This window comes from Enterobacter dykesii, from assembly GCF_008364625.2.
GTDB lineage: Bacteria > Pseudomonadota > Gammaproteobacteria > Enterobacterales > Enterobacteriaceae > Enterobacter > Enterobacter dykesii.
The window spans coordinates 2,499,836-2,521,738 of the sequence record NZ_CP126604.1; the positions used below are offsets into that span (position 1 = coordinate 2,499,836).

25 protein-coding genes and 1 other annotated feature are annotated in these 21,903 nt (G+C 52.8%); of the genes, 16 read left to right on the forward strand and 9 right to left on the reverse strand.

Going from position 1 to position 21,903, the window contains the following annotated elements:
• Positions 1–139 precede the first annotated feature (139 nt).
• From trpL to F0320_RS12035, 9 genes are all read left to right on the forward strand, one after another.
• Positions 140–184 carry a trp operon leader peptide gene (gene trpL, locus F0320_RS11995; protein WP_071524153.1) on the forward strand — a complete coding sequence of 15 codons (45 nt, stop codon included), beginning with the start codon at positions 140–142 and terminating at the stop codon, positions 182–184.
• Positions 161–254 (forward strand) — a sequence feature (Trp leader region). It overlaps the preceding gene by 24 nt.
• A 23-nt stretch (positions 255–277) precedes the next feature.
• Complete coding sequence (locus tag F0320_RS12000; protein WP_126328720.1) at positions 278–1,840, forward strand: anthranilate synthase component 1; 1,563 nt, start codon at positions 278–280, stop codon at positions 1,838–1,840.
• Positions 1,840–3,435, forward strand: coding sequence for a bifunctional anthranilate synthase glutamate amidotransferase component TrpG/anthranilate phosphoribosyltransferase TrpD (gene trpD, locus F0320_RS12005; protein ID WP_126328721.1), 1,596 nt, complete (start codon positions 1,840–1,842; stop codon positions 3,433–3,435). Before F0320_RS12000 ends, trpD begins: the two co-directional genes overlap by 1 nt.
• 3 nt (positions 3,436–3,438) lie before the next feature.
• Positions 3,439–4,797, forward strand: a complete 1,359-nt coding sequence (trpCF, locus tag F0320_RS12010) for a bifunctional indole-3-glycerol-phosphate synthase TrpC/phosphoribosylanthranilate isomerase TrpF (RefSeq protein ID WP_126328722.1) — start codon at positions 3,439–3,441, stop codon at positions 4,795–4,797.
• 10 nt (positions 4,798–4,807) lie between these two features.
• Positions 4,808–6,001, forward strand: a complete 1,194-nt coding sequence (gene trpB / locus F0320_RS12015) for a tryptophan synthase subunit beta (protein ID WP_149323789.1) — start codon at positions 4,808–4,810, stop codon at positions 5,999–6,001.
• Entirely contained in the window at positions 6,001–6,810 is an 810-nt protein-coding gene (gene trpA, locus F0320_RS12020) for a tryptophan synthase subunit alpha (RefSeq protein ID WP_126328723.1), read from the forward strand. Before trpB ends, trpA begins: the two co-directional genes overlap by 1 nt.
• Positions 6,811–6,991: 181 nt before the next feature.
• Positions 6,992–8,203 carry a selenium metabolism membrane protein YedE/FdhT gene (yedE, locus tag F0320_RS12025; protein ID WP_126328724.1) on the forward strand — a complete coding sequence of 404 codons (1,212 nt, stop codon included), beginning with the start codon at positions 6,992–6,994 and terminating at the stop codon, positions 8,201–8,203.
• A complete protein-coding gene (gene yedF / locus F0320_RS12030; RefSeq protein ID WP_003856774.1) occupies positions 8,200–8,433 on the forward strand; it encodes a sulfurtransferase-like selenium metabolism protein YedF in 234 nt (77 codons plus the stop codon). The genes yedE and yedF overlap by 4 nt, the downstream gene beginning before the upstream one ends.
• A gap of 126 nt (positions 8,434–8,559) precedes the next feature.
• Positions 8,560–8,898 carry a hypothetical protein gene (locus tag F0320_RS12035; RefSeq protein ID WP_126328725.1) on the forward strand — a complete coding sequence of 113 codons (339 nt, stop codon included), beginning with the start codon at positions 8,560–8,562 and terminating at the stop codon, positions 8,896–8,898.
• Positions 8,899–8,944: 46 nt separating this feature from the next.
• Here F0320_RS12035 and ompW read toward each other — a convergent pair whose 3' ends face one another.
• Positions 8,945–9,577, reverse strand: coding sequence for an outer membrane protein OmpW (gene ompW / locus F0320_RS12040; RefSeq protein WP_023312086.1), 633 nt, complete (start codon positions 9,575–9,577; stop codon positions 8,945–8,947).
• A 282-nt stretch (positions 9,578–9,859) separates the two neighbouring features.
• Between ompW and F0320_RS12045 the strand changes: the two genes are divergently transcribed.
• The 4 genes from F0320_RS12045 (at position 9,860) to yciA (ending at position 12,128) form a co-directional block, all read left to right on the forward strand.
• Positions 9,860–10,264 (forward strand): YkgJ family cysteine cluster protein, encoded by a 405-nt coding sequence (locus F0320_RS12045; protein WP_047651122.1) that lies wholly within the window; start codon positions 9,860–9,862, stop codon positions 10,262–10,264.
• Between the two features lie 25 nt (positions 10,265–10,289).
• Positions 10,290–11,033: a YciC family protein gene (locus F0320_RS12050; protein WP_047651123.1), complete on the forward strand. Its 744-nt coding sequence runs from the start codon at positions 10,290–10,292 to the stop codon at positions 11,031–11,033.
• Positions 11,034–11,088: 55 nt separating this feature from the next.
• On the forward strand, positions 11,089–11,628 hold the full coding sequence (locus F0320_RS12055) for a septation protein A (RefSeq protein ID WP_023312088.1): 540 nt from the start codon (positions 11,089–11,091) through the stop codon (positions 11,626–11,628).
• Positions 11,629–11,732: 104 nt separating this feature from the next.
• The gene (gene yciA / locus F0320_RS12060; RefSeq protein ID WP_008502796.1) at positions 11,733–12,128 is read left to right on the forward strand and encodes an acyl-CoA thioester hydrolase YciA; all 396 of its coding nucleotides are present in this window, start codon (positions 11,733–11,735) and stop codon (positions 12,126–12,128) included.
• Between the two features lie 39 nt (positions 12,129–12,167).
• On the opposite strand, the gene tonB is transcribed toward yciA, so the two are convergent.
• Entirely contained in the window at positions 12,168–12,890 is a 723-nt protein-coding gene (gene tonB / locus F0320_RS12065) for a TonB system transport protein TonB (RefSeq protein WP_126328809.1), read from the reverse strand.
• A 220-nt stretch (positions 12,891–13,110) separates the two neighbouring features.
• On the opposite strand from tonB, the gene F0320_RS12070 reads away from it, so the two are divergent.
• The 3 genes from F0320_RS12070 to F0320_RS12080 all read left to right on the forward strand — a co-directional run bounded on the left by F0320_RS12070 (position 13,111) and on the right by F0320_RS12080 (position 15,732).
• Complete coding sequence (locus tag F0320_RS12070; RefSeq protein WP_023327637.1) at positions 13,111–13,407, forward strand: YciI family protein; 297 nt, start codon at positions 13,111–13,113, stop codon at positions 13,405–13,407.
• Between the two features lie 108 nt (positions 13,408–13,515).
• On the forward strand, positions 13,516–14,949 hold the full coding sequence (locus F0320_RS12075; RefSeq protein ID WP_149323790.1) for a phosphoglycerol transferase I: 1,434 nt from the start codon (positions 13,516–13,518) through the stop codon (positions 14,947–14,949).
• 45 nt (positions 14,950–14,994) lie between these two features.
• Positions 14,995–15,732 (forward strand): hypothetical protein, encoded by a 738-nt coding sequence (locus F0320_RS12080; RefSeq protein WP_149323791.1) that lies wholly within the window; start codon positions 14,995–14,997, stop codon positions 15,730–15,732.
• A gap of 170 nt (positions 15,733–15,902) precedes the next feature.
• On the opposite strand, the gene F0320_RS12085 is transcribed toward F0320_RS12080, so the two are convergent.
• The 7 genes from F0320_RS12085 to F0320_RS12115 form a co-directional block, all read right to left on the reverse strand.
• The gene (locus F0320_RS12085) at positions 15,903–16,769 is read right to left on the reverse strand and encodes a hypothetical protein (protein WP_149323792.1); all 867 of its coding nucleotides are present in this window, start codon (positions 16,767–16,769) and stop codon (positions 15,903–15,905) included.
• 282 nt (positions 16,770–17,051) lie between these two features.
• Positions 17,052–17,273 (reverse strand): DNA-binding transcriptional regulator, encoded by a 222-nt coding sequence (locus F0320_RS12090; protein ID WP_149323800.1) that lies wholly within the window; start codon positions 17,271–17,273, stop codon positions 17,052–17,054.
• 75 nt (positions 17,274–17,348) lie between these two features.
• Positions 17,349–18,518, reverse strand: a complete 1,170-nt coding sequence (locus F0320_RS12095; protein WP_149323793.1) for a phage late control D family protein — start codon at positions 18,516–18,518, stop codon at positions 17,349–17,351.
• A complete protein-coding gene (locus tag F0320_RS12100; RefSeq protein ID WP_126300571.1) occupies positions 18,515–18,979 on the reverse strand; it encodes a phage tail protein in 465 nt (154 codons plus the stop codon). Before F0320_RS12100 ends, F0320_RS12095 begins: the two co-directional genes overlap by 4 nt.
• A 12-nt stretch (positions 18,980–18,991) precedes the next feature.
• Entirely contained in the window at positions 18,992–21,436 is a 2,445-nt protein-coding gene (locus F0320_RS12105) for a phage tail tape measure protein (RefSeq protein WP_149323794.1), read from the reverse strand.
• Positions 21,426–21,584 carry a GpE family phage tail protein gene (locus tag F0320_RS12110; RefSeq protein WP_316326013.1) on the reverse strand — a complete coding sequence of 53 codons (159 nt, stop codon included), beginning with the start codon at positions 21,582–21,584 and terminating at the stop codon, positions 21,426–21,428. Before F0320_RS12110 ends, F0320_RS12105 begins: the two co-directional genes overlap by 11 nt.
• Complete coding sequence (locus F0320_RS12115; RefSeq protein WP_059290894.1) at positions 21,581–21,889, reverse strand: phage tail assembly protein; 309 nt, start codon at positions 21,887–21,889, stop codon at positions 21,581–21,583. The genes F0320_RS12110 and F0320_RS12115 overlap by 4 nt, the downstream gene beginning before the upstream one ends.
• Positions 21,890–21,903: the final 14 nt, after the last annotated feature.

The window sequence follows — 21,903 nt, forward strand, 5'->3', positions numbered from 1 at the left end:
AGCACTTCCCGTAACAGGTTGGAGACATCCGAAAACACCATGATACCGACTTAACGCGAAATTCTGAAATCAAGGGTTGACAACTGGCCATCGAACTAGTTAACTAGTACGCAAGTTCACACGAGAAAGGTATCTGAAAATGACAGCACATTTCGCTCTTCACGGCTGGTGGCGCACTTCCTGATCTTCGGGCAGTGTCACGCGTCTGCGAAATGCAAACAGATACCCGCCCGCTACCCAGCGGGCTTTTTTTTGAACAAAATATGAGAACAACAACATGCAAACAGCCAAACCTCATCTCGAACTGTTGACCTGCGAGGCGGCCTATCGCCACAACCCGACCGCGCTGTTTCATCAGGTGTGCGGGGCTCGTCCGGCAACGCTGCTGCTTGAGTCTGCGGATATCGACAGCAAGGACGATCTCAAAAGCCTGCTGCTGGTCGACAGCGCGCTGCGCATTACCGCTTTAGGTGACACTGTCACCATCAAGGCATTATCAGACAATGGCGCATCGCTGCTGCCGCTGCTGGATGCCGCTCTGCCGTCAGGCATTGAAAATGAACGTCACCCGGAAATGCGTATTCTGCATTTCCCGCCGGTGAGCCAGCTGCTGGACGAAGACGCGCGCCTCTGCTCCCTGTCCGTTTTCGATGCCTTCCGCCTGCTGCAGAACCTCGTCACCGTGCCGGAAGACGAGCGAGAGGCGATGTTCTTCGGCGGGCTGTTTGCTTACGACCTGGTTGCCGGTTTTGAAGATTTGCCGGAAACCGAGCAGGGTAATCGCTGCCCGGACTATTGCTTTTATCTGGCCGAAACCCTGCTGGTGATCGACCATCAGAAACAATACACCCGCATTCAGGCCAGCCTGTTTACGCCTTCAACTGCTGAGAAAGACCGTCTTGAGCATCGTATCGCTCAACTGCAGCAGCAGATGACGGAAGCGCCGCCCGCGCTGCCGGTGCAGCGTGTAGAGAAAATGACCTGCGACGTTAACCAGACCGACGATCAGTACGGCGCCGTGGTTCGCCAGATGCAAAAAGCGATTCGCGCCGGGGAAATTTTCCAGGTCGTGCCGTCCCGTCGCTTCTCACTGCCCTGCCCGTCTCCGCTGGCAGCCTACGACGTGCTGAAGAAAAGCAATCCCAGCCCGTACATGTTCTTTATGCAGGACAACGACTTCACGCTGTTCGGCGCCTCGCCGGAAAGCTCGCTGAAATATGACGCCACCAGCCGTCAGATTGAGATCTACCCGATTGCCGGTACCCGTCCGCGCGGACGTCGCGCCGATGGCTCGCTGGACCGGGATCTGGACAGCCGCATCGAGCTGGAGATGCGTACCGACCACAAAGAACTCTCCGAGCACCTGATGCTGGTTGACCTGGCGCGTAACGATCTGGCACGCATTTGTACTCCCGGCAGCCGCTACGTGGCGGACCTGACCAAAGTCGACCGCTATTCGTTCGTGATGCACCTCGTCTCCCGCGTGGTCGGCGAGCTGCGCCACGATCTGGACGTGCTGCACGCCTACCGCGCCTGTATGAACATGGGCACCCTCAGCGGCGCGCCGAAAGTACGCGCCATGCAGCTGATTGCCGCCGCCGAAGGACGCCGTCGCGGCAGCTACGGCGGCGCGGTGGGTTACTTCACCGCCCACGGCGATCTCGATACCTGCATCGTAATCCGCTCCGCCTATGTCGAAGACGGGATTGCCACCGTCCAGGCGGGTGCCGGGATTGTTCTTGATTCCGTTCCGCAGTCTGAAGCTGACGAAACGCGCAGTAAAGCCCGAGCGGTCCTTCGCGCCATTGCTACCGCACACCATGCACAGGAGATTTTCTGATGGCTGACATTCTGCTGCTCGATAATATCGACTCCTTTACCTACAACCTGGCAGATCAGCTGCGTGCGAATGGCCATAACGTCGTTATCTATCGCAACCACGTTCCGGCCCAGACCCTGATTGACCGCCTGGCCACCATGCAAAACCCGGTGCTGATGCTCTCCCCGGGGCCAGGCGCACCGAGCGAAGCGGGCTGTATGCCGGAGCTGCTGACCCGTATGCGCGGCAAGCTGCCGATAATCGGCATCTGCCTCGGCCATCAGGCGATTGTTGAAGCCTACGGCGGCTACGTTGGCCAGGCAGGTGAAATCCTCCACGGTAAGGCGTCCAGCATTGAACATGACGGCCAGGCAATGTTTGCCGGGCTGCCGAATCCGCTCCCGGTCGCGCGCTACCACTCGCTGGTCGGCAGCAACATTCCCGCCGGGCTGACGATCAACGCCTCGTTTGAAGGGATGGTAATGGCGGTACGTCACGACGCGGATCGCGTTTGCGGAATGCAGTTCCATCCGGAATCGATCCTGACCTCCCATGGCGCCCGTCTGCTCGAGCAGACGCTGGACTGGGCGTTGCAGAAGCTGGAGCAGACCAACACCCTGCAGCCGATTCTGGAAAAACTCTACCAGGCTCAGACCCTGAGTCAGCAGGAGAGCCATCAGCTCTTCTCCGCCGTGGTTCGCGGTGAGCTGAAGCCTGAACAGCTGGCGGCAGCGCTGGTGAGCATGAAGGTGCGCGGCGAAAGCCCGCAGGAAATCGCCGGTGCCGCCACGGCCCTGCTGGAAAATGCCGCCCCGTTCCCGCGCCCGGACTATCAGTTTGCGGATATCGTCGGTACCGGCGGTGACGGCAGTAACAGCATCAATATCTCCACCGCCAGCGCCTTCGTGGCGGCGGCGTGTGGGTTGAAGGTCGCGAAACACGGTAACCGCAGCGTTTCCAGCCGGTCAGGCTCGTCCGATTTGCTCGCGGCATTCGGCATTAATCTCGATATGAACGCCGAGCGTTCCCGCGAAGCGCTGGATGACCTGGGCGTCTGCTTCCTGTTTGCGCCGAAGTATCACACCGGTTTCCGCCATGCGATGCCGGTTCGTCAGCAGCTTAAAACCCGCACGCTGTTTAACGTGCTTGGCCCGCTGATTAACCCGGCGCACCCGCCGCTGGCGCTGATTGGCGTTTACAGCCCTGAGCTGGTGCTGCCGATTGCCGAGACGCTGCGCGTGCTGGGCTATCAACGTGCCGCCGTGGTGCACAGCGGCGGTATGGATGAGGTTTCTCTTCATGCGCCTACGCTGGTGGCCGAACTGCGCGACGGTGAAATCCTCAGCTACCAGCTTGAAGCCGCTGACTTTGGTTTAACCCCGTATCATCAGGAAGCGCTGGCTGGCGGGACGCCGGAAGAAAACCGTGACATTCTCACGCGCTTATTACAAGGTAAAGGAGAGGTCGCCCATGAGGCCGCCGTTGCTGCCAACGTCGCCATGCTGATGCGTTTGCACGGTGAGGAAGACCTGAAGGCCAACGTTCAAAAAGTTCTGGATGTACTGCGCTCCGGTGCAGCTTACGATCGCGTTACCGCACTTGCGGCAAGAGGGTAAAGAATGCAGACCGTTTTAGCGAAAATCGTTGCCGATAAGGCCATCTGGGTGGAAGCCCGCAAGCAACAGCAGCCGCTTGCCAGTTTCCAGAATGACGTCGTCCCGAGCAGCCGTCGTTTCTATGACGCCCTGCGGGGTACGCGCACCGCGTTTATTCTTGAATGCAAAAAAGCGTCCCCGTCCAAAGGCGTTATTCGTGACGATTTCGACCCGGCGCGTATTGCCGGCATTTATAAGCATCACGCGTCAGCCATCTCCGTGCTGACGGATGAGAAATATTTTCAGGGCAGCTTCGATTTTCTGCCGATCGTCAGCGGCATCGCGCCGCAGCCGATCCTGTGCAAAGACTTTATTATCGACCCGTATCAGATTTGGCTGGCGCGCTTTTACCAGGCCGACGCCTGCCTGCTTATGCTCTCGGTGCTCGACGACGAGCAGTATCGCCAGCTTTCCGCCGTGGCGCACAGCCTGAACATGGGCGTGCTGACCGAAGTGAGCAACGAAGAGGAGCTGGAACGCGCGATTGCGCTGGAAGCCAAAGTGGTCGGCATTAACAACCGCGATCTGCGTGACCTGTCGATTGACCTTAACCGTACGCGCCAGCTGGCGCCGCGTCTGGGGTCTGGTGTTACGGTGATCAGCGAATCCGGTATTAACAGCTACGCTCAGGTGCGCGAGCTGAGCCACTTCGCCAACGGATTCCTGATTGGCTCCGCCATGATGGAACATGACGATCTCAATGCGGCTGTGCGTCGCGTGCTGCTGGGTGAAAACAAAGTCTGCGGCTTAACCCGCGAACAGGATGCTCAGGCCGCGTATGAAGCCGGGGCGATTTACGGCGGGCTGATCTTTGTGGACTCCTCTCCTCGCGCGATCAGCGAAGAGCAGGCGCGTAAGGTCATCGCCGCGGCTCCGCTCAGCTACGTGGGTGTTTTCCGCAATGCAGATATTGCAGACGTTGCGGCCAAAGCCGACGCGTTATCCCTGAGCGCGGTGCAGCTCCACGGCGATGAAGACCAGAGCTATATTGATGCCCTGCGCGCCGCGCTGGCACCGCAGGTGCAGATCTGGAAAGCGCAACGCGTTGACGATACGTTGCCCCCGCGTAACCTGAATCACGTGGATAAATACGTCCTCGATAACGGCCAGGGCGGAACCGGCCAGCGTTTTGACTGGTCGCTGCTGAACGGCGAAAAGCTGGACAACGTTCTGCTGGCGGGCGGATTAAGCCCGGACAACTGCGTAGAAGCCGCCAAAACCGGCTGCGCAGGCCTCGATTTCAATTCAGGCGTAGAGTCCCAACCGGGTATCAAAGATGCCAGCAAGCTGGCCTCGGTTTTTAAAACTCTGCGTGCATATTAAGGAAGAGAAGATGACGACATTACTTAACCCGTATTTTGGTGAGTTTGGCGGGATGTACGTCCCGCAAATCCTGATGCCCGCGCTGCGCCAGCTGGAAGAAGCGTTTGTCAGCGCGCAGAAGGATCCTGCGTTTCAGGCGGAATTTACCGACCTGCTGAAAAATTACGCCGGTCGTCCAACCGCGCTGACCAAATGCCGCAATCTGACGGAAGGCACCAAAACCACGCTGTATCTGAAGCGTGAAGACCTGCTGCACGGCGGCGCGCATAAAACTAACCAGGTGCTGGGCCAGGCGCTGCTCGCGAAACGTATGGGCAAAACCGAAATCATCGCCGAAACCGGTGCGGGTCAGCACGGCGTGGCCTCTTCGCTTGCCAGCGCCCTGCTCGGCCTGAAATGCCGCATCTATATGGGGGCGAAAGACGTTGAGCGCCAATCTCCGAACGTCTTCCGCATGCGTCTGATGGGGGCAGAAGTGATCCCGGTGCACAGTGGCTCCGCGACGCTGAAGGATGCCTGTAACGAAGCGCTGCGCGACTGGTCTGGCAGCTATGAAACCGCACACTATATGCTTGGTACCGCGGCTGGCCCGCACCCGTTCCCGACTATCGTGCGCGAATTCCAGCGCATGATCGGTGAAGAGACCAAAGCGCAGATCCTCGAAAAAGAGGGTCGCCTGCCGGATGCGGTGATCGCCTGCGTTGGCGGCGGATCTAACGCCATCGGCATGTTCGCAGACTTTATCGACGACACCAGCGTGGGTCTGATTGGCGTCGAGCCAGCCGGTCACGGCATTGAATCGGGTGAACACGGCGCGCCGCTGAAGCATGGCCGCGTGGGGATCTACTTCGGGATGAAATCCCCGATGATGCAGACCGATGAAGGCCAGATTGAAGAATCTTATTCTATCTCTGCCGGCCTCGACTTCCCGTCCGTCGGGCCGCAGCATGCGTATCTGAACAGCACCGGTCGCGCGGACTATGTCTCCATTACCGATGACGAAGCGCTGGAAGCCTTTAAAACGCTGTGCCGCAGCGAAGGGATTATCCCGGCGCTGGAGTCTTCCCACGCCCTGGCGCACGCGCTGAAAATGATGAAAGACAATCCGGAAAAAGAACAGCTGCTGGTGGTGAACCTTTCCGGCCGCGGTGACAAAGATATCTTCACCGTTCACGATATTCTGAAAGCACGAGGGGAAATCTGATGGAACGCTACGATAACGTATTTGCAGAACTGAAATCCCGCCAGGAAGGCGCGTTCGTTCCCTTCGTCACCCTGGGCGACCCGGGCCCGGAACAGTCGCTGAAGATTATCGACACCCTGATTGAAGCCGGCGCCGACGCGCTGGAGCTGGGTATTCCGTTCTCTGACCCGCTGGCAGATGGCCCGACCATCCAGAATGCGACGCTGCGCGCATTTGCCTCCGGTGTGACGCCGACCCAGTGCTTCGAGATGCTGGCGGCGATACGCCAGAAGCACCCGACCATTCCGATTGGCCTGCTGATGTACGCCAACCTGGTGTTCAACCGCGGTATCGATGAGTTTTACGCCGAATGCGCACGCGTGGGCGTCGACTCTGTTCTGGTCGCCGACGTGCCGGTTGAAGAGTCCGCCCCGTTCCGTCAGGCGGCGATGCGCCATAACGTCGCCCCGATTTTCATCTGCCCGCCGAACGCCGATGACGAACTGCTGCGCCAGATTGCCTCTTACGGACGCGGGTATACCTACCTGCTCTCCCGCGCGGGCGTGACCGGTGCCGAGAATAAAGCGGCGTTGCCGCTGCATCATCTGGTGGAGAAGCTGGCCGAGTACCATGCCGCGCCGCCGCTGCAGGGCTTCGGGATTTCATCCCCGGACCAGGTCTCCGCAGCGATTGACGCGAAGGCGGCAGGTGCCATCTCCGGCTCCGCGATTGTGAAGATCATCGAGAAGAACGTGGACAAGCCAGAGCAGATGCTGGCCGAGCTGAAAGCGTTCGTAACGTCAATGAAAGCGGCGACGCGTAAAGCCTGACCCCTCTACCGTCTGGCATCCCTGCCAGACGGTTCCCCCTCCTTCCCCACCTTCTACAACGGATTACCTCAAAATTGATCCCGTCGATATTTTCGGCGTTAATGGCTTTCCATTCCGGCGTGCACGCGTATGATCTGGACTCTTTTTTATCTCTAATCCTTCTGAGTTCAGAGGCTTATTCATGTCATGGCAATACTTCAAACAGACTTACCTGGTTAAGTTCTGGTCACCTGTTCCGGCCGTTATCGCGGCAGGCATTCTCTCTACCTACTATTTCGGCATCACCGGCACCTTCTGGGCCGTGACCGGCGAGTTCACCCGCTGGGGTGGTCAATTGCTACAGCTCGCAGGCGTACATGCCGAGGAGTGGGGTTACTTTAAACTCATCCATCTGGACGGCACACCGCTGACCCGCATCGACGGGATGATGATCGTCGGCATGTTCGGCGGCTGTTTCGCGGCGGCGCTGTGGGCAAACAACGTTAAGTTGCGGATGCCCAAAAGCCGCATTCGCATAATGCAGGCGGTAGTCGGCGGTATCATTGCCGGGTTTGGCGCCCGCCTGGCGATGGGCTGTAACCTGGCCGCTTTCTTTACGGGGATTCCTCAGTTTTCGCTTCACGCCTGGTTCTTTGCTGTCGCCACGGCCATCGGCTCTTACTTCGGTGCAAAATTCACCCTGCTACCGCTGTTCCGCATTCCGGTGAAAATGACAAAAGTCAGCGCAGCGTCTCCGTTAACCCAGAAGCCGGACCAGGCGCGTCGTCGTTTCCGCCTCGGTATGCTGGTCTTTTTGGCTATGGTCGCCTGGGCGCTTTGCACTGCGATGAATCAGCCCAAACTCGGCCTGGCGATGCTGTTCGGCGTGGGTTTTGGTCTGCTCATTGAACGCGCGCAGATCTGCTTTACGTCCGCGTTTCGCGATATGTGGATCACCGGCCGCACGATGATGGCAAAGGCGATTATCGCCGGGATGGCGGTCAGCGCCATCGGCATCTTCAGCTATGTTCAATTGGGCGTCGAACCGAAAATCATGTGGGCTGGGCCTAACGCCGTGATCGGCGGCCTGCTGTTTGGCTTCGGGATTGTGCTAGCTGGCGGGTGTGAAACCGGCTGGATGTACCGCGCCGTCGAAGGCCAGGTGCACTACTGGTGGGTGGGTCTGGGAAATGTTATCGGCTCGACGATCCTGGCGTACTTCTGGGACGATCTCTCCCCGGCGCTGGCCACGAGCTGGGACAAGGTCAACCTGCTGAGCACCTTCGGCCCCCTTGGCGGCCTGCTGGTCACCTACGCCCTGCTGCTAGTGGCTTTTTTACTGGTTGTCGCACAGGAGAAACGCTTCTTCCGTCGCGCGAGTGTTAAAACAGTAACCCAGGAGAATGCTGCATGAAAGAGATCGTGCCCGATTACCGTCTGGATATGGTCGGTGAGCCCTGCCCTTATCCGGCTGTTGCCACGCTTGAAGCCCTACCGCAGCTCAAAAAAGGGGAAATTCTGGAGGTGGTTAGCGACTGTCCGCAGTCCATCAACAATATTCCGCTGGATGCGAAAAACCACGGCTACACGGTGCTGGATATCCAGCAGGATGGCCCGACCATTCGCTATCTGATTCAAAAATAATCGCTAAGGGCCTCGTCGGAGGCCTTTATCGCATTGAATTATAAGACATCTTGATCCACGGCAAAAACGCGATTTTTAACTTAAGTAAAATCTCATTTCTCTTTTGAAGGAGGTTTTCGCGGTTTGATGTATTTACGAGCTTTACTGGTTTTCGCCTTATTGATTCCCTTCCATGCGCTGTCCCTGAATTTCTCTTCCACCTTCCTGCGCCTTAATTGTCCGCAACGAGGACTTGTCGAGGTCATTCTGCACGTTTATGACCATACCCAGGAACGATGGCACGGTCATTTTGAAACCGGCGCGGGACATAAACGTGCGGGTGATACCGAAATTATCCCGTTTGCCAACGGCGATATTCTCTTCCATTCCCTGTCCAGCGACGCTTTCAGCTATTTATATGATGGGGAAAAAATCTTGAGGCACTGCGTAAAGCTTGATGAGCGGCCGGTTTATCCGTCGTTTTGAAGTGAGCAAAGCAAACTGGCCACCCTGTGGCCAGTTTGACGGGGGATTAGAAACGATAACCCGCAGAGAACATAAACACCCACGGATCCAGGCGAGTATTGATACTTTGCTGCTGACCGCCCGCCTTGAAGCGTACGTCCGTATCAATATCCATGTACCAGACCGAGGCGTTGATCAGCCAGTCGCGGTTAATCAGATAGTCCAGACCGACCTGCCCCGCCATACCCCACGAATCTTTCAGGCTGAGATCGGTCAGACCGGCCTCTTTACCGGTATCGTTAAACTTCTCGTCAAAGAAGGTGGTGTAGTTTACACCGGCGCCAATATAAGGACGCACCTTGCTGCTGGCATCGCCAAAGTACCATTGCGCCATCAGCGTTGGCGGTAAATGGTGAACCGTAGCGATATCACCCGTTGCGCCCAGACCTACGCGATGACGGAACGGCGTTGCAGCCAGAAGCTCAACACCAACGTTTTCCGTCGCCATATAGGTGAACGTTAACCCTAACTGGGTGTTATTACTGACGTTAAAACCGCCCATACCCAGCACGTTATCCGAGCCTTCAGTTGGGCGAACCGTAGCCGAACCGGCACGAATAAAGAATTCGCCTGCTTCATGCGCGTACGCGCCGCCAGAGAGACTGCTTAATACAAGGGCTGCCACCGCTAATTTTTTCATATCCGCTCCATCGTTGTGGTTTTAATCGCGGATGAGAATATACTCACAAATGAGTAATAAGTGATCTGCCACAGATCACATTAAAACCAGTAAGTTAACATTCATTGATCTGGGTTAATTTTTTGTGGCGTACCGAAAAGCAATAAGTTGTTTCCATGTCAATTTTTGGCATTTCACGGTTACAAAATTTTCCCTTTTCCCCCTCTTGCTCTTCCTCTGACGGCTGGATAATTTATCGCTCTCACAAGTTGATTTGATGCGTTCTTCTTTTGCAGGTGTGCCATGAGTGATATTAACCCGTGCATGACGTGCGGAGCCTGTTGTGCGTATTTTCGAGTCTCTTTCTACTGGGCCGAAGCCAGCGATGGCGGCGGTACCGTTCCGGTTCATCTTACTGAGCCGTTAACGCCCTTTCTGCGCTGCATGAGCGGCACAAACCAAAAGCAGGCCCGCTGCGTGGCGCTACAGGGTGAGCCTGGGGTCTCTACCCGGTGTTCTATCTATGATGACCGGCCCAGCCCGTGCCGGGAATTTGCCATGTCGGGGGAAGATGGCCAGGTCAACGAAGCCTGCAATCGGGCCCGGGCGCGCGTTGGATTACCACCGCTTTACAAAGATATGCTTTTCCATACAAGCCTTGATGCTGCCACAGCAGGTGCATCCGGTGTACAATTGCCGGCTAATTAACACCTGCAATACTCAAGGAGAGTGCATGTCTATCACGGCGAAGTCTGTCTACCGTGACACGGGAAACTTTTTCCGCAATCAGTTCATTACCTTTTTACTGATCGCGTTGCTTTGCGCCTTTATCACGGTGGTGCTGGGCCATGCCTTCTCACCGAGTGAAGAACAGATTGCCAGCCTGAGCCAGGGCGACCATCTTGCGGGTAGCGTGGGGTTGTTTGAGCTGGTGCAAAACATGACGCCGGAACAGCAGCAAATCCTGCTGCGCGCTTCTGCCGCGTCCACGTTCTCAGGCCTGATTGGTAATGCGGTTCTGGCGGGCGGCGTTTTGCTGATGATTCAGCTGGTATCGGCGGGTCACCGGGTCAGCGCCTTACGAGCGATTGGTGCCAGCGCGCCGGTCTTACCTAAGCTGTTTATTCTGATCTTTTTAACCACCCTGCTGGTGCAGATGGGGATTATGCTGGTCGTGGTGCCGGGCGTATTACTGGCTATCGTGCTCTCATTTGCCCCGGTGATGGTGGTGCAGGATAAGATGGGGATTTTTACCGCAATGCGCAGCAGCATCAGGCTGGCATGGGCGAATATGCGTCTGGTGGCGCCCGCCGTGATCGGCTGGCTGCTCGCCAAAACGCTCCTGCTGCTGTTTGCACCGAATTTTGCGGTATTAACGCCAAACGTTGGCGCCGTGGTGGCGAATACGCTGAGCAACCTGATTTCAGCGATACTGCTGGTCTATCTGTTCCGCCTGTATATGTTAATTCGTCAGTAATCCTGAGGCGGGGGCATCGCAGCCTCCCGCCCCGCTCAGAAGATGGAATCACAGAATGAAGCAGTTTCTTGATTTTTTACCGCTCGTGGTCTTTTTTGCTTTTTATAAGCTGTACGACATTTATGCCGCGACCACTGCGCTGATCGTTGCAACGGCTGTGGTGCTGATCTACAGCTGGGTTCGCTATCGTAAAGTCGAAAAAATGGCGCTGATCACCTTCGTCCTGGTCGCCGTATTCGGTGGGCTTACTCTGTTCTTCCACAATGATGAATTTATCAAGTGGAAAGTGACCGTCATTTACGCGCTGTTTGCGGGCGCGTTGTTAATCAGCCAGTGGGTCATGAAAAAGCCGCTGATCCAGCGCATGCTCGGCAAAGAGCTGACGCTGCCTCAGGAAGTCTGGTCCCGTCTGAATATCGCCTGGGCGGTCTTCTTTATTCTCTGTGGTCTTGCCAATATCTATATTGCCTTCTGGCTGCCGCAGAATATCTGGGTCAACTTTAAGGTCTTCGGCCTGACCGCGCTGACGCTTATCTTCACGCTGTTAAGCGGCGTATACATCTATCGCCACATGCCGCAAGACGACAAGCACTGATTAATGACTGACCAGAACGTCAACGACAGGCGTTCTGGTCTATTCTCTCCACTGTGAAATCATAGTAGCATCCCGCCTGAAGTCTTCCGTTACGAGTTAAAACAATGACAACAACTAACGCCCCGCAGGGCGAACTGGTTTTACGCACACTGGCAATGCCCGCTGACACCAATGCCAATGGCGATATTTTTGGCGGCTGGCTGATGTCGCAGATGGATATGGGCGGCGCAATTCTGGCAAAAGAGATTGCCCACGGGCGCGTGGTGACTGTGCGAGTGGACGGCATGACCTTCCTGCGCCCGGTTGCGGTGGGAGATGTGGTTTGCTGCTACGCACGCTGCGTCAAACGCGGCAACACCTCTATTTCAATCAACATTGAAGTATGGGTTAAGAAAGTCTCTTCGGAACCCATTGGGCAGCGTTATAAGGCCACCGAAGCGCTGTTTATTTATGTTGCAGTGGATAGCGAGGGTAAACCTCGTCAACTTCCGCAGGCCTGATCGACAGGCAAAAAAAAGCCTCCATCAGGAGGCTTTTTTTTATTCCATCTGCGCCCCGCCGTTCAGGCGGAAAACAATATTCACAATCAGTCCGTTGCCCGGTTTCCCGGCCTCATAGCGCCATCTGCGCATCGCCGATTTCACTTCGCGCTCAAACATATTAGAAGGCTGAGCGGACAATATTTCCACGTTATCCACGCGACCATCGGCAGTAACGTCAAATTTAACCCGTACGCGGCCTTCAATACGCAAGGCCTGCGCTCGCGCCGGATACTGAGGCTGGTTGCGACTCAGCGCGCGCGGACCCGCAGGGGCACTGATTGTCGGCTTAGGCGCGGCTGCGGTGTTATTCATCACCGGACGCGAAGGCGCCGCATTCTCCACCGTCTGGGTCGCGCGCGGTTCAACCGGACGTTCCTCGCGTTTCGGACGATCCTCGACCTTTTTCACCGGTTTTGGCTTCGGCTTAGGTTTTGGCTTCGGTTCAGGCTTGTGGATCACCACCGGGGCTTCCTTCGGTGGCTCCGGAACGGGCTCGGGTTCTGGCTCCGGTTCAGCCACCGGCTGCGGCGGCGGAGGGGCAACCTGCGGCGGTTCAAGATCCGCTGGCGATACCATCGTCACGGAAATCGGCTGCGCGGGCGCGGGCATTTCAATAACCTGATGAACCGAGGTATACAGCAGACCCGCCACAACGGCACCGTGAATCACGACAGAAAGCAGCGTCGGCCAGGGAAAGCGGCGAGGTAAATCAAGGGTCATCGAAGTCATAATCATCAACGTTAAAAAACCGAACACTGATTTTAAATGCAAATAGCAATCATATTCAATAAGACACTTTGTTCTGACGCAACTTTAGCGCATGAGAGGCCAAAAAAGGCGCATTCAGATCAGGGTATTAACATTGTTTTTATTTTACATTGCAGTCGTTTGCCCTTTCACATAACGTAACTGACACTTTTACCGGTTAAGGAGCTTCGCCGTGTTTTACGTGATTTACTCTGAAGATGTTGCTGATTCGCTCGAAAAACGCCAGTCTGTGCGCCCTGCACACCTGGCACGTTTGCAGCTGCTCCAGGATGAAGGTCGTTTACTGACCGCCGGCCCCATGCCTGCAGTAGACAGCAACGATCCGGGCGCCGCCGGTTTTGCCGGCTCCACTGTGATTGCTGAGTTTGAATCCCAGGAAGCCGCTCAGGCATGGGCTGACGCAGATCCGTATGTTGCAGCGGGTGTGTATGCAAAAGTGACGGTCAGACCGTACAAGAAAGTGTTTTAAATCAATCGGGTAAATGTAGGGTAACAAACTAACGTTGCATTGCCCTACTACCTTTTTGAATGAAAAAAGATATAATCCATTCATCTCTTTTACTTAGAAAGTTTTGTTATGGATTATATCTTATTAGTATTATTATTGGCCGTTTGTTTTGCTAATGCTGCATTTATCAGAATCAAATCGATTGTGGTGGTAATTGCATTACTTATATTTGCTTTCTGGTATATATCAAATATGTTTACCGGAAATGGTGTAAATGATGCAGTTTATTATCATCTGAGAAGTGATGTTCACGGGACGTCTATTGATGATATATTGCCTAAAGTTTTTGCAGCCAGCATATTTATTTTGATTTCTATGGCGATATTATTTGCGTCGTTCAAATTTCGAAAAAAATTACCACGACACAATGTCACATTCTTTAACTTTTTATTTATTACATCCCTTTCACTTTTCGTTTTTCAATCTAATGCAACCCAAAATATATACAATTCGCTTCAGAATTTGTCCTATGGGAATGGGGTGAAAGTGGCCAGGCAGTATAACAGCATTGATTACAAGATGAATAAAAAGTACAATTATGTTTTTATTTATGCTGAGAGCCTTGAACGCTCACTGAGAAACATTGATGGCATCAATTATATTCCACAAATAAGTAAACTTGCAGATCAATATCTTGAATTCACTGACATACGTCAAATTCCGGGTATGGGGTGGACAATGGCAGGAATGGTCAATACCCAATGTGCTATCCCACTAGTCCTCCCTCAGGGTAATTCAGCGAATAATATGTCTCATTTCTTGGGTGGGGCTGATTGCATTGCAACGCATTTGAAAAAAAATGGATACACTACGGAATTTATACGTGGGAGTGATAAAGAATTTGCTGGAGGGGATAAGTTCTTTTCTCAGCATGGCTGGATTTATCAACATGATAAACAATATTTGCTTAATCATCTCGTAGTAAATCAAAATGAAATTAGTGGATGGGGTGTTCATGATGATTCGCTCATTGACTATGTATATAATGAATTTGAAAAGTTATCGACCTCAAAAAATAACTTTCTCCTCTCATTCTTAACCGTCAATACTCATCCGCCAGCAGGTACCTATTTATCTGCTTGCGATGGATATATTAATGCTGCCATCAGTAACCCTATGTTTAAATCAGCAAGTTGTTCTGATTATCTTGTTGGTACATTTATTAAAAAAATCATCAACTCAGACCATTTTGACAATACAATCATTGTTCTTGTTTCAGATCATTTGATGATGGCTAACGCTGCCAGTAAAGAGCTTGACAGCATTCAGGACAAGCGCAGGAACAATTTTATTATTATAAAAAAAGGAATTAAACCTACTAAAATCGCCAAACCAGGAACATTACTGGATGTCTGGCCGACTATACTTGACGTCTCTTCGGCTGATAAACCTGATTTTGGATTTGGTCACAGTTTACTTCGCAATGAGAAAAGCCAGATATTACAATCATGGGAAAACTCTAAAAACATTAGTGATTATCTAGGGTTTTCGTCTTCACTATAGAATTACCCTTCCCTAAATGACAAATTCTCATTTAAAGATGGCAAATTGACAATTGGCCAACAAGAATATAAATGGCCTCTCTTCGGATCCGCTGACAAGAATAAAAACATCAAGAGCATTTATTTTGAAGCCTTTGCCTTAAACGCGCAAAGAATTACTGCCGAAGATAACATTCTTTTTTATATAAATGATTGTTCAGTAACATCGAAAAGTAAACAAGGATTATGTGGTTATGAACTAACACATAATAGTACGACACAGTACCAAATAAATGAAAGCGGTATTTTCAATAGAAGAGAACTTAACGTTGCATCTCCTTTGTTTTCTGAGGGACTTATCGGTATTTCGTCTGGGCCACTTAATGTCCAGACAGGCATTAATGATAATATTCAAGAGCAAACCATGCCATATGGGGTTAATTTTTACAAACTGGAAGGAGAAAATAATAAACTTAAACTCCTCGCCAATTTTAACACATGCAATAACGTTCCAGTTGATGTGAATGCAGTAAAAAACTTGATTGGTAAAGACAGTTCGACTCTCATCATTGCTTCAAATGAGTCTGTTTTTTGTATACCTTATGAAACCAGACCATCAGTTAATGAATTATTGCGCTCGAATGCGGCTACTCACCTGACCCCCAGACAGCAAATTATAGGAACTTATACTAAAAATGATACTAAATTCATTTTAGGGAGCCCTGATATCCCATTAGATGTGTTTATAAACAAAACAAATTATAAGCTGAACGAATTATGTACCATTTTTAAAGACTGTAGCTAATTTTTATAATCTGTTGAAAGGCTCCCTCAGGAGCCTTTTTAAACACTTCAACCAAATGAAATAAAAGGATTTATTTCATGCCACGTCCACTCATTGACCACATCGATACTTAAAGCCCCGCAAATGCGGGGCTTCTTATAGCGAATAATTAATAAGTTAATATAATAGTATCAGCAATCGTCTAATAAACCTGGAAGATACTTATTTATAAGGGCTAAGTGCTGTGTTATGCGTGATCCAATCAATGTCCCAGGGATATTACCTTTTTCTTTTTTATATTCAATTGTTATAGCAGAAAGTTTAGGTCTCTCTATTTTTGGTTTAATACACAACTTATTTAAATCAAACGAATTAAATTTAAAAATAGCACCACCACTGAAGCCTTGCGGTGTCGGAGAAAGAGTAAAAATGCCATTTTTAAGAAGATTTTTTTCGTATGCCAAAGAGAGATGCCATTCTCTATCAATACCTAACAACTCATAGTCTTCTTTGAGCAACTCCCTAGAGCCAAAACTTTCACGTTTACAATTGATAGTGCTGTTACGTAACTTAGAATTTTTTGAATAAAATCCACTAACTATATACGAGTGGTCGAAACTGTCCGAGACCGTTCTATCAAGATCATCATAGTTTAAAGCAAGTTTTTTTATGTTATCGCTTATCGAATCTTGTATATGAAATACTGATGAATCGTAAGGATCATCATTATGCGTTCCAGATACCCCCCTTGCTGTACTGAACCTATCACCTTTAAACGTCGTTACCCTCTCTTCACCTTCACACGACATTAATAACTCATGTTCACCTATAGCATCAAATACATGCGATGCAGAAAACACGAAGTACTCACCTTTTATATTAACAAATACACCACTTCCAATTTGCTCAGGCCGACTTTCATGTTTCAATGGAAACAGAATTGCATTAACAGATTTTTCAATCTGAAGTGTATTATCCAAACATATTGCAAAATGTGTTTGGATGCGCCCTATTACTTTCTTTGTAAGCGGATTTTTGAGATCTATTTTTTCTTTCATAACACTTCCCATTTAGTAAACACAAAGCATAATAAAATTGCTCACTTAAGTATATTTTGTTGATTGTATGGATGCGATAAATACAATGCCAATATTTTAACAGTTAATTACATTAACACAATTTATCACCACAGAAAACTATTGATTTTATTTAAAATAAACCAGGCGTGTTGGGGATAATTAATTTGAGTTAAGTCTGTTTTGCATTTTACGGTATTAAATTATACCGCAAGTGCAAACTAATTATTATCAAAAACCCGCATCTGCGGGTTTTATGAAGAGTCACATCCATTGAATCTGTTGCTGTCCTGACCTAGACGGGTGCGGTGCTGCTGGTACTACCACCCCCGGCGATACGATAAAGCGCTCGACCGTTTCGGTGGTCACAAATGTCGCGCTGCAGTTGATGTTTGTGCACTGGTGATAGCGCTCTTTGGTCGTGTCGGTAAAATAGCGACTTGTGCGGGCGTGAGCGGCAAAATGGCATTTTGGACAGTGAAACATGGCGAGCACCTCATTTAATTTCCGATGTGTTAATTTACTCAATTTTTCCTTATATAACAAATATTTAAAAACAAATCACTGCATTAATTCTTCGCTTTCGCACTCCACATCCGAAACCTTAACCTCAAGCTCTAAGCCCGTCGTGTAGCCGTTGCTGTTGAGGTTATGCACCACCCGGCTGATTATCCACGCCTTCTCGTCTATGACGCGCTTAAACCCTTTCACCACGATTGGCGTTTCAGGAAATAAATCTGCCCGGCCGATCGCCAGCGAGATTGAAAACTCCGCAACACTGCGCTGCAGCTTGTCCCACTTCGCCTGAGCGGCGCGCATGGCCTGCGCCTTTGTCGCGTAAATGGTCGTCAGCTCCAGCACGTTGTCAGCCTCACCGGCCATATACTCACCCTCGCGCGCTTCCTGCTCTTTTTTGGCTTTGGCCTTTGCCGGGGCTTTGGTCGCTTTCGGGTGCTGCAGCGCGCGGAGGTGTTTCTCTTTGGGCTTTCTCTTGAGCTTCACCTTTTGCTTTTGCGGCTTCGGGTCTTTGGTGTGCAGCCATTTTGCCGTCACGCCGGTATAGGCTTCCCGGTCAGCAATGGCAAACTGATGACGATCGCCGTCGCCGCGCTCAAGCGTCATCTGTGGAATGGGCTTTCCGCTGGCCGTCTTACCGCTCCCCGCTTTCAGGAATAACAGTTTCCCCGCTTTTACCGAAACCGCCGCACCGTTCCGGTCAGCCAGGCGGGAAAGAAACACCGCGTCCGATTCCTGCGACTGGTCAATGTGAGGCACGGCGACGGCTTTCAGGGTGTCGGCCACGCTGGCCGTCAGCTTATTGCGTGCCGCAATCGTCTCGACAATTTGCCCGAGCGTGGTGTCATGCCATGACTGTTCCCGGCGCGAGTTCAGCGACCCGCGAAAATCAGCGCTTCGCCCCCTGATGGTCAGCGTATCAGGCGCGCCCCTGTGCTCGATTTCGTCGACAGTGAATGTCCCTTTTTTTATCAGCGCTGAATCCTGCCAGCCTAACCACAGCGTCAACGTTGCGCCGCGCGGTGGCAAAGCTATCTGACCGTCAGTGTCATCGAGCTCGATATCGAGCTGGTCGGCCTCGAATCCGCGATTGTCGGTCATGGTCAGGCTGATAAGGCGGTCACTAAAATCCTGCGTGATATCGTCGTTATCCAGCTTGAGCATAAACGCCGGGGCTATCTTCGCCCCGGCCTGAATATCCATTCCCGTAATCATCCCGCCAGTCCTCCCAGCCAGTCACCGGCAGACGTGACCAGATTGTCGGCCTGCGTTTTCAGGTCGCCATACATGGCCGCCAGCGATTTATCGACCCGCTTAAGAGAAAGGCTAAACTCGATTTTTCTCGCCGCCCCGTCGCTGAATAGCTCGGTGTGCGTATGCGTCACTTTGTCGATGACATACATGCCGTGGATCATGCCCGTTCCGTCAATCAGCGGCCACGCGCGCCCCTCGTCGGCCATCAGCTCGATGGCGGTCAGTGACAGGCGTCCGCCGGTAATTTCGGGATAAAGCACGCCCGACAGCGTACGCGTGGTTTCCCCTTCCCCGAGATACTGGTAAGCCGGTGGCTTTCCTATACGGTCGTTTGACGCCCAGCGGTAATCCTTCGAATACTGCATAGACTGATAGGGCAGCGTGCGGCGCTCAAACACAAATAAACCTAAAACCATTAACATGCTTTATCCCCCTCAGTCATGACGCATACTTGAGCGCTGACGCGCACGGTTTTCACGGTCGAGTTTATCGACAGCCTCACGCAGTTGACGGTCGAGGTCGCTGCCCGGCGCAATGCCACCATTCAGGTTAATGTTGTATTCTGGCTTGCTCTGGTCGACGTAAGTCTTACCCGTGGGCGCAGTTACCGGCTGATACTGATAGCCTCCATATGTTGAAGTTGCCGGAATATAAGACCCTTTTTGCGAGCCGGTGGCAGCATTGGCTTTTGCGGCCTTCTGGTCAAGGTCGCTTGATTCTTTATTGATAACCCCGAGCTTTTCCAGTAACCAGTTAACGCCGGTACGCAATGTATTAAAGCTTTTGAGCGGTAACATCAGCGCTTCGGCCAGCATCTTACCGAACATCACACCCGCATTTTTGCAGCTGTCGAGCGTCTCCTGCGTCGACTTAACCGGTGCGATCAGGTCTTTAAACCACTGCCACGCCGCTTTAAGTTTGTCACCCAGCCAGTCAAAAACCGGCTTTAACGGTTCGAATAACTCCACTACAGGGGCAAAAGCCTGCTTTATCCCCTCCATTACGCCTGAGAAAAATGCGCTTATTGGCTCCCAGTATTTGCGGATGAGCAGCGCACCGGCGATGATGGCAACGCCAATAGCCACAATCGGCCAGGTAAGCGCCCCGAGCACAGAGACAATGGCCGCCCCCATTGCGGCCAGATTTGCACCGAGAACACCGGCAGCGGCCATAATCACGTTGAAACCCGTTACCACCGGCCACGCTATCAGGCCAATCCCACCCAGTACGCCAATCAGCGCCAGCCCACCACCTGCAATTAACCCGATGGTTGACGCAAGTGTTTTGTTATTGGTGATCCAGCCGTCGAGCTTTAAAACATATTTCGTGGCGGTTTTAGTGAGCTCACGCAGTGAGCCCTCCTGCTGGTCAAACAGGTCAGTACCGACGGCCTCATAGGCTGACTGGAATTCTTTGAAGTCACCGCCGAGGTTGTCCTGCATGATTTTAACGAGCTCAGCGGTTTTCCCGTCCGAGGCTTTAAACGCCGCCGTGAGCTGGTCGAGCTTGCCGCTAGATGCCGCGGTCATCAGTACCGCCGCCGCCGAGCTGGCTTCCTCACCAAAGATGGTTTTCATGTACTCGCCTTTCTGGCTTGTTCCGAGATTATTTTTCTCAAAACTGCGCTGCATTTCTTTCAGAATGGCGAATATCGGGCGCGTGTTGCCCTTGCTGTCAGACGTTTTAACGCCGAGCTCTTTGATTGCCTCGTATGCCTTACCGGTCGGAGCCTGCAGGCGACTCAGGACGGCACGGCTGCCCGTCCCCGCCATCGAGCCGGTGATTTTGGCGTCATGGAGCGCGCCGACCATCGCGGCGGTCTGCTCGATACTGACCCCGGCATTTTTTGCCACCGGCGCAGCATAGGTCAGCGCGTCGCTCAGCCCGTCAAAGTCAGCGGCCGTTTTGTTCATGGTCATCGACAACACGTCGCCGATGTGTGCGATCTGGTCGTTTGACATCTGAAACGCGGATTTCATACCCGTCAGCAGCGCGGCGTTTTCTTCCATCGAGCGACGGTTAGACAGCGCCATATTCAGCGTGACCGGCGTCGCCGCCTGAATCGCTGCGGCATCCCCGCCGCTTTTCGCAATGATAATCTGCGCGCTCGCCGCATCATCTGCAGACGCAGCGGTATTGTCCCCGAGCTGGCGTGCCTGTTTGCGCAGCGCCTCCATCTCGGGTGACTGTTTATCAACGCCGAGCACGGCCTGCAGCTCAGAGTTTTTCTGTGCAAAGTCATAACCGGGCGTGAGTAATTTCACTCCGGCCATTGTTCCCGCCGTGGCGATACCGACGCCCGCCGCGCCTGCCGCTGCAGCGCCTCCGGCAAGGGATTTACCGGCCTGATAACGCTCTTTAACGCGACTGAGTCGCGCCTGCTGTTGACTGACCCGCGCCAGCGCCTCGCGCTGCCGGTTAAGTTGCGCGGTCGTCTCACTGATGCTGGTTTTCAGTCTGCGCTCATCCGCCGATAGAGTACGGGTGTTAATCCCGGCCTGCGCGAGCTCGGTGCGCTGGCGCTGTACCGACTGCCTGAGGCTGTTGTATTTGAGCTGCAGGTCAGCGGCGGATTTCTTTGCCGCCTCCATCGCGCGCGCCTGCGCGGTTGTCGGGTTCTGCGTGTTTTTAAACTGGACGGCCAGCGCGGCGGCTTCCTGTTTCGCCTCGTTAAGCGACTGGCCTGTCACGGCAAGCTGTGCGCTCGCTTTCCTGAATCCGTCAATTCGGCCAGCCTGCGCATTCAGGTCGCGCAGGCTGTTTTGAGAAGTGCGGATGTCGCCGGCAAGGGTCTTGCTGGCAGTCTGGATAGCTTTGAGCGGTCGGCTTGCCCGGTCTACTGCGTTCAGCAGTACCTCAATCCTGACGTTATTGCTCATGGTGGTGTCCGCTTCGCTGCAGCGCCTTTTCGCGCCATGTAATGAGCTCGGTCACGCTCAGGGAATTCAGCTCTGATGGCGGCCAGTGAAATATCACCGCGATATCCGCCATCAGGTCATCGACCGTAAGGTTATCCGGGAAGGTCAGCGAGCCGAAGACGGCGACAAAAAACCGACCACCTTACCGGCGAACAAAATCAGGTCTGACGCTTCCAGACGCATAACCTCGGGCTCGGTCAGCGCCGGATACGTCATGCGCGGCAGCACCTTAATCAGCGCATCGACGTCAGAGTTTGCCAGCGAGGCCAGACTCACACCGCGCAGAGTACCGGCGTTGGGTTTGGACACGGTCACCTGTTCGATTTTTTGCTCACCGCGCATGATTGGATTATCGAGGATCACAATGTTCGGGTTTTCGGTTTCGGTGGTGGCGGTTTCGTTGATGTTTTCCATGATGTTGCTCTCTT

Coding starts and splice junctions, on each gene's coding strand:
- trpD (WP_126328721.1), top strand. CDS start 1,840: ATGGCTGACATTCTGCTGCTCGATAATATCGACTCCTTTACCTACAAC.
- trpB (WP_149323789.1), top strand. CDS start 4,808: ATGACGACATTACTTAACCCGTATTTTGGTGAGTTTGGCGGGATGTAC.
- yedE (WP_126328724.1), top strand. CDS start 6,992: ATGTCATGGCAATACTTCAAACAGACTTACCTGGTTAAGTTCTGGTCA.
- tonB (WP_126328809.1), bottom strand. CDS start 12,890: ATGACCCTTGATTTACCTCGCCGCTTTCCCTGGCCGACGCTGCTTTCT.
- F0320_RS12000 (WP_126328720.1), top strand. CDS start 278: ATGCAAACAGCCAAACCTCATCTCGAACTGTTGACCTGCGAGGCGGCC.
- F0320_RS12095 (WP_149323793.1), bottom strand. CDS start 18,518: ATGATTACGGGAATGGATATTCAGGCCGGGGCGAAGATAGCCCCGGCG.
- F0320_RS12100 (WP_126300571.1), bottom strand. CDS start 18,979: ATGTTAATGGTTTTAGGTTTATTTGTGTTTGAGCGCCGCACGCTGCCC.
- F0320_RS12085 (WP_149323792.1), bottom strand. CDS start 16,769: ATGAAAGAAAAAATAGATCTCAAAAATCCGCTTACAAAGAAAGTAATA.
- trpCF (WP_126328722.1), top strand. CDS start 3,439: ATGCAGACCGTTTTAGCGAAAATCGTTGCCGATAAGGCCATCTGGGTG.
- yciA (WP_008502796.1), top strand. CDS start 11,733: ATGACAACAACTAACGCCCCGCAGGGCGAACTGGTTTTACGCACACTG.
- trpA (WP_126328723.1), top strand. CDS start 6,001: ATGGAACGCTACGATAACGTATTTGCAGAACTGAAATCCCGCCAGGAA.
- F0320_RS12045 (WP_047651122.1), top strand. CDS start 9,860: ATGAGTGATATTAACCCGTGCATGACGTGCGGAGCCTGTTGTGCGTAT.
- F0320_RS12090 (WP_149323800.1), bottom strand. CDS start 17,273: ATGTTTCACTGTCCAAAATGCCATTTTGCCGCTCACGCCCGCACAAGT.
- F0320_RS12055 (WP_023312088.1), top strand. CDS start 11,089: ATGAAGCAGTTTCTTGATTTTTTACCGCTCGTGGTCTTTTTTGCTTTT.
- yedF (WP_003856774.1), top strand. CDS start 8,200: ATGAAAGAGATCGTGCCCGATTACCGTCTGGATATGGTCGGTGAGCCC.
- ompW (WP_023312086.1), bottom strand. CDS start 9,577: ATGAAAAAATTAGCGGTGGCAGCCCTTGTATTAAGCAGTCTCTCTGGC.
- F0320_RS12035 (WP_126328725.1), top strand. CDS start 8,560: ATGTATTTACGAGCTTTACTGGTTTTCGCCTTATTGATTCCCTTCCAT.
- F0320_RS12105 (WP_149323794.1), bottom strand. CDS start 21,436: ATGAGCAATAACGTCAGGATTGAGGTACTGCTGAACGCAGTAGACCGG.
- F0320_RS12115 (WP_059290894.1), bottom strand. CDS start 21,889: ATGGAAAACATCAACGAAACCGCCACCACCGAAACCGAAAACCCGAAC.
- F0320_RS12075 (WP_149323790.1), top strand. CDS start 13,516: ATGGATTATATCTTATTAGTATTATTATTGGCCGTTTGTTTTGCTAAT.
- F0320_RS12050 (WP_047651123.1), top strand. CDS start 10,290: ATGTCTATCACGGCGAAGTCTGTCTACCGTGACACGGGAAACTTTTTC.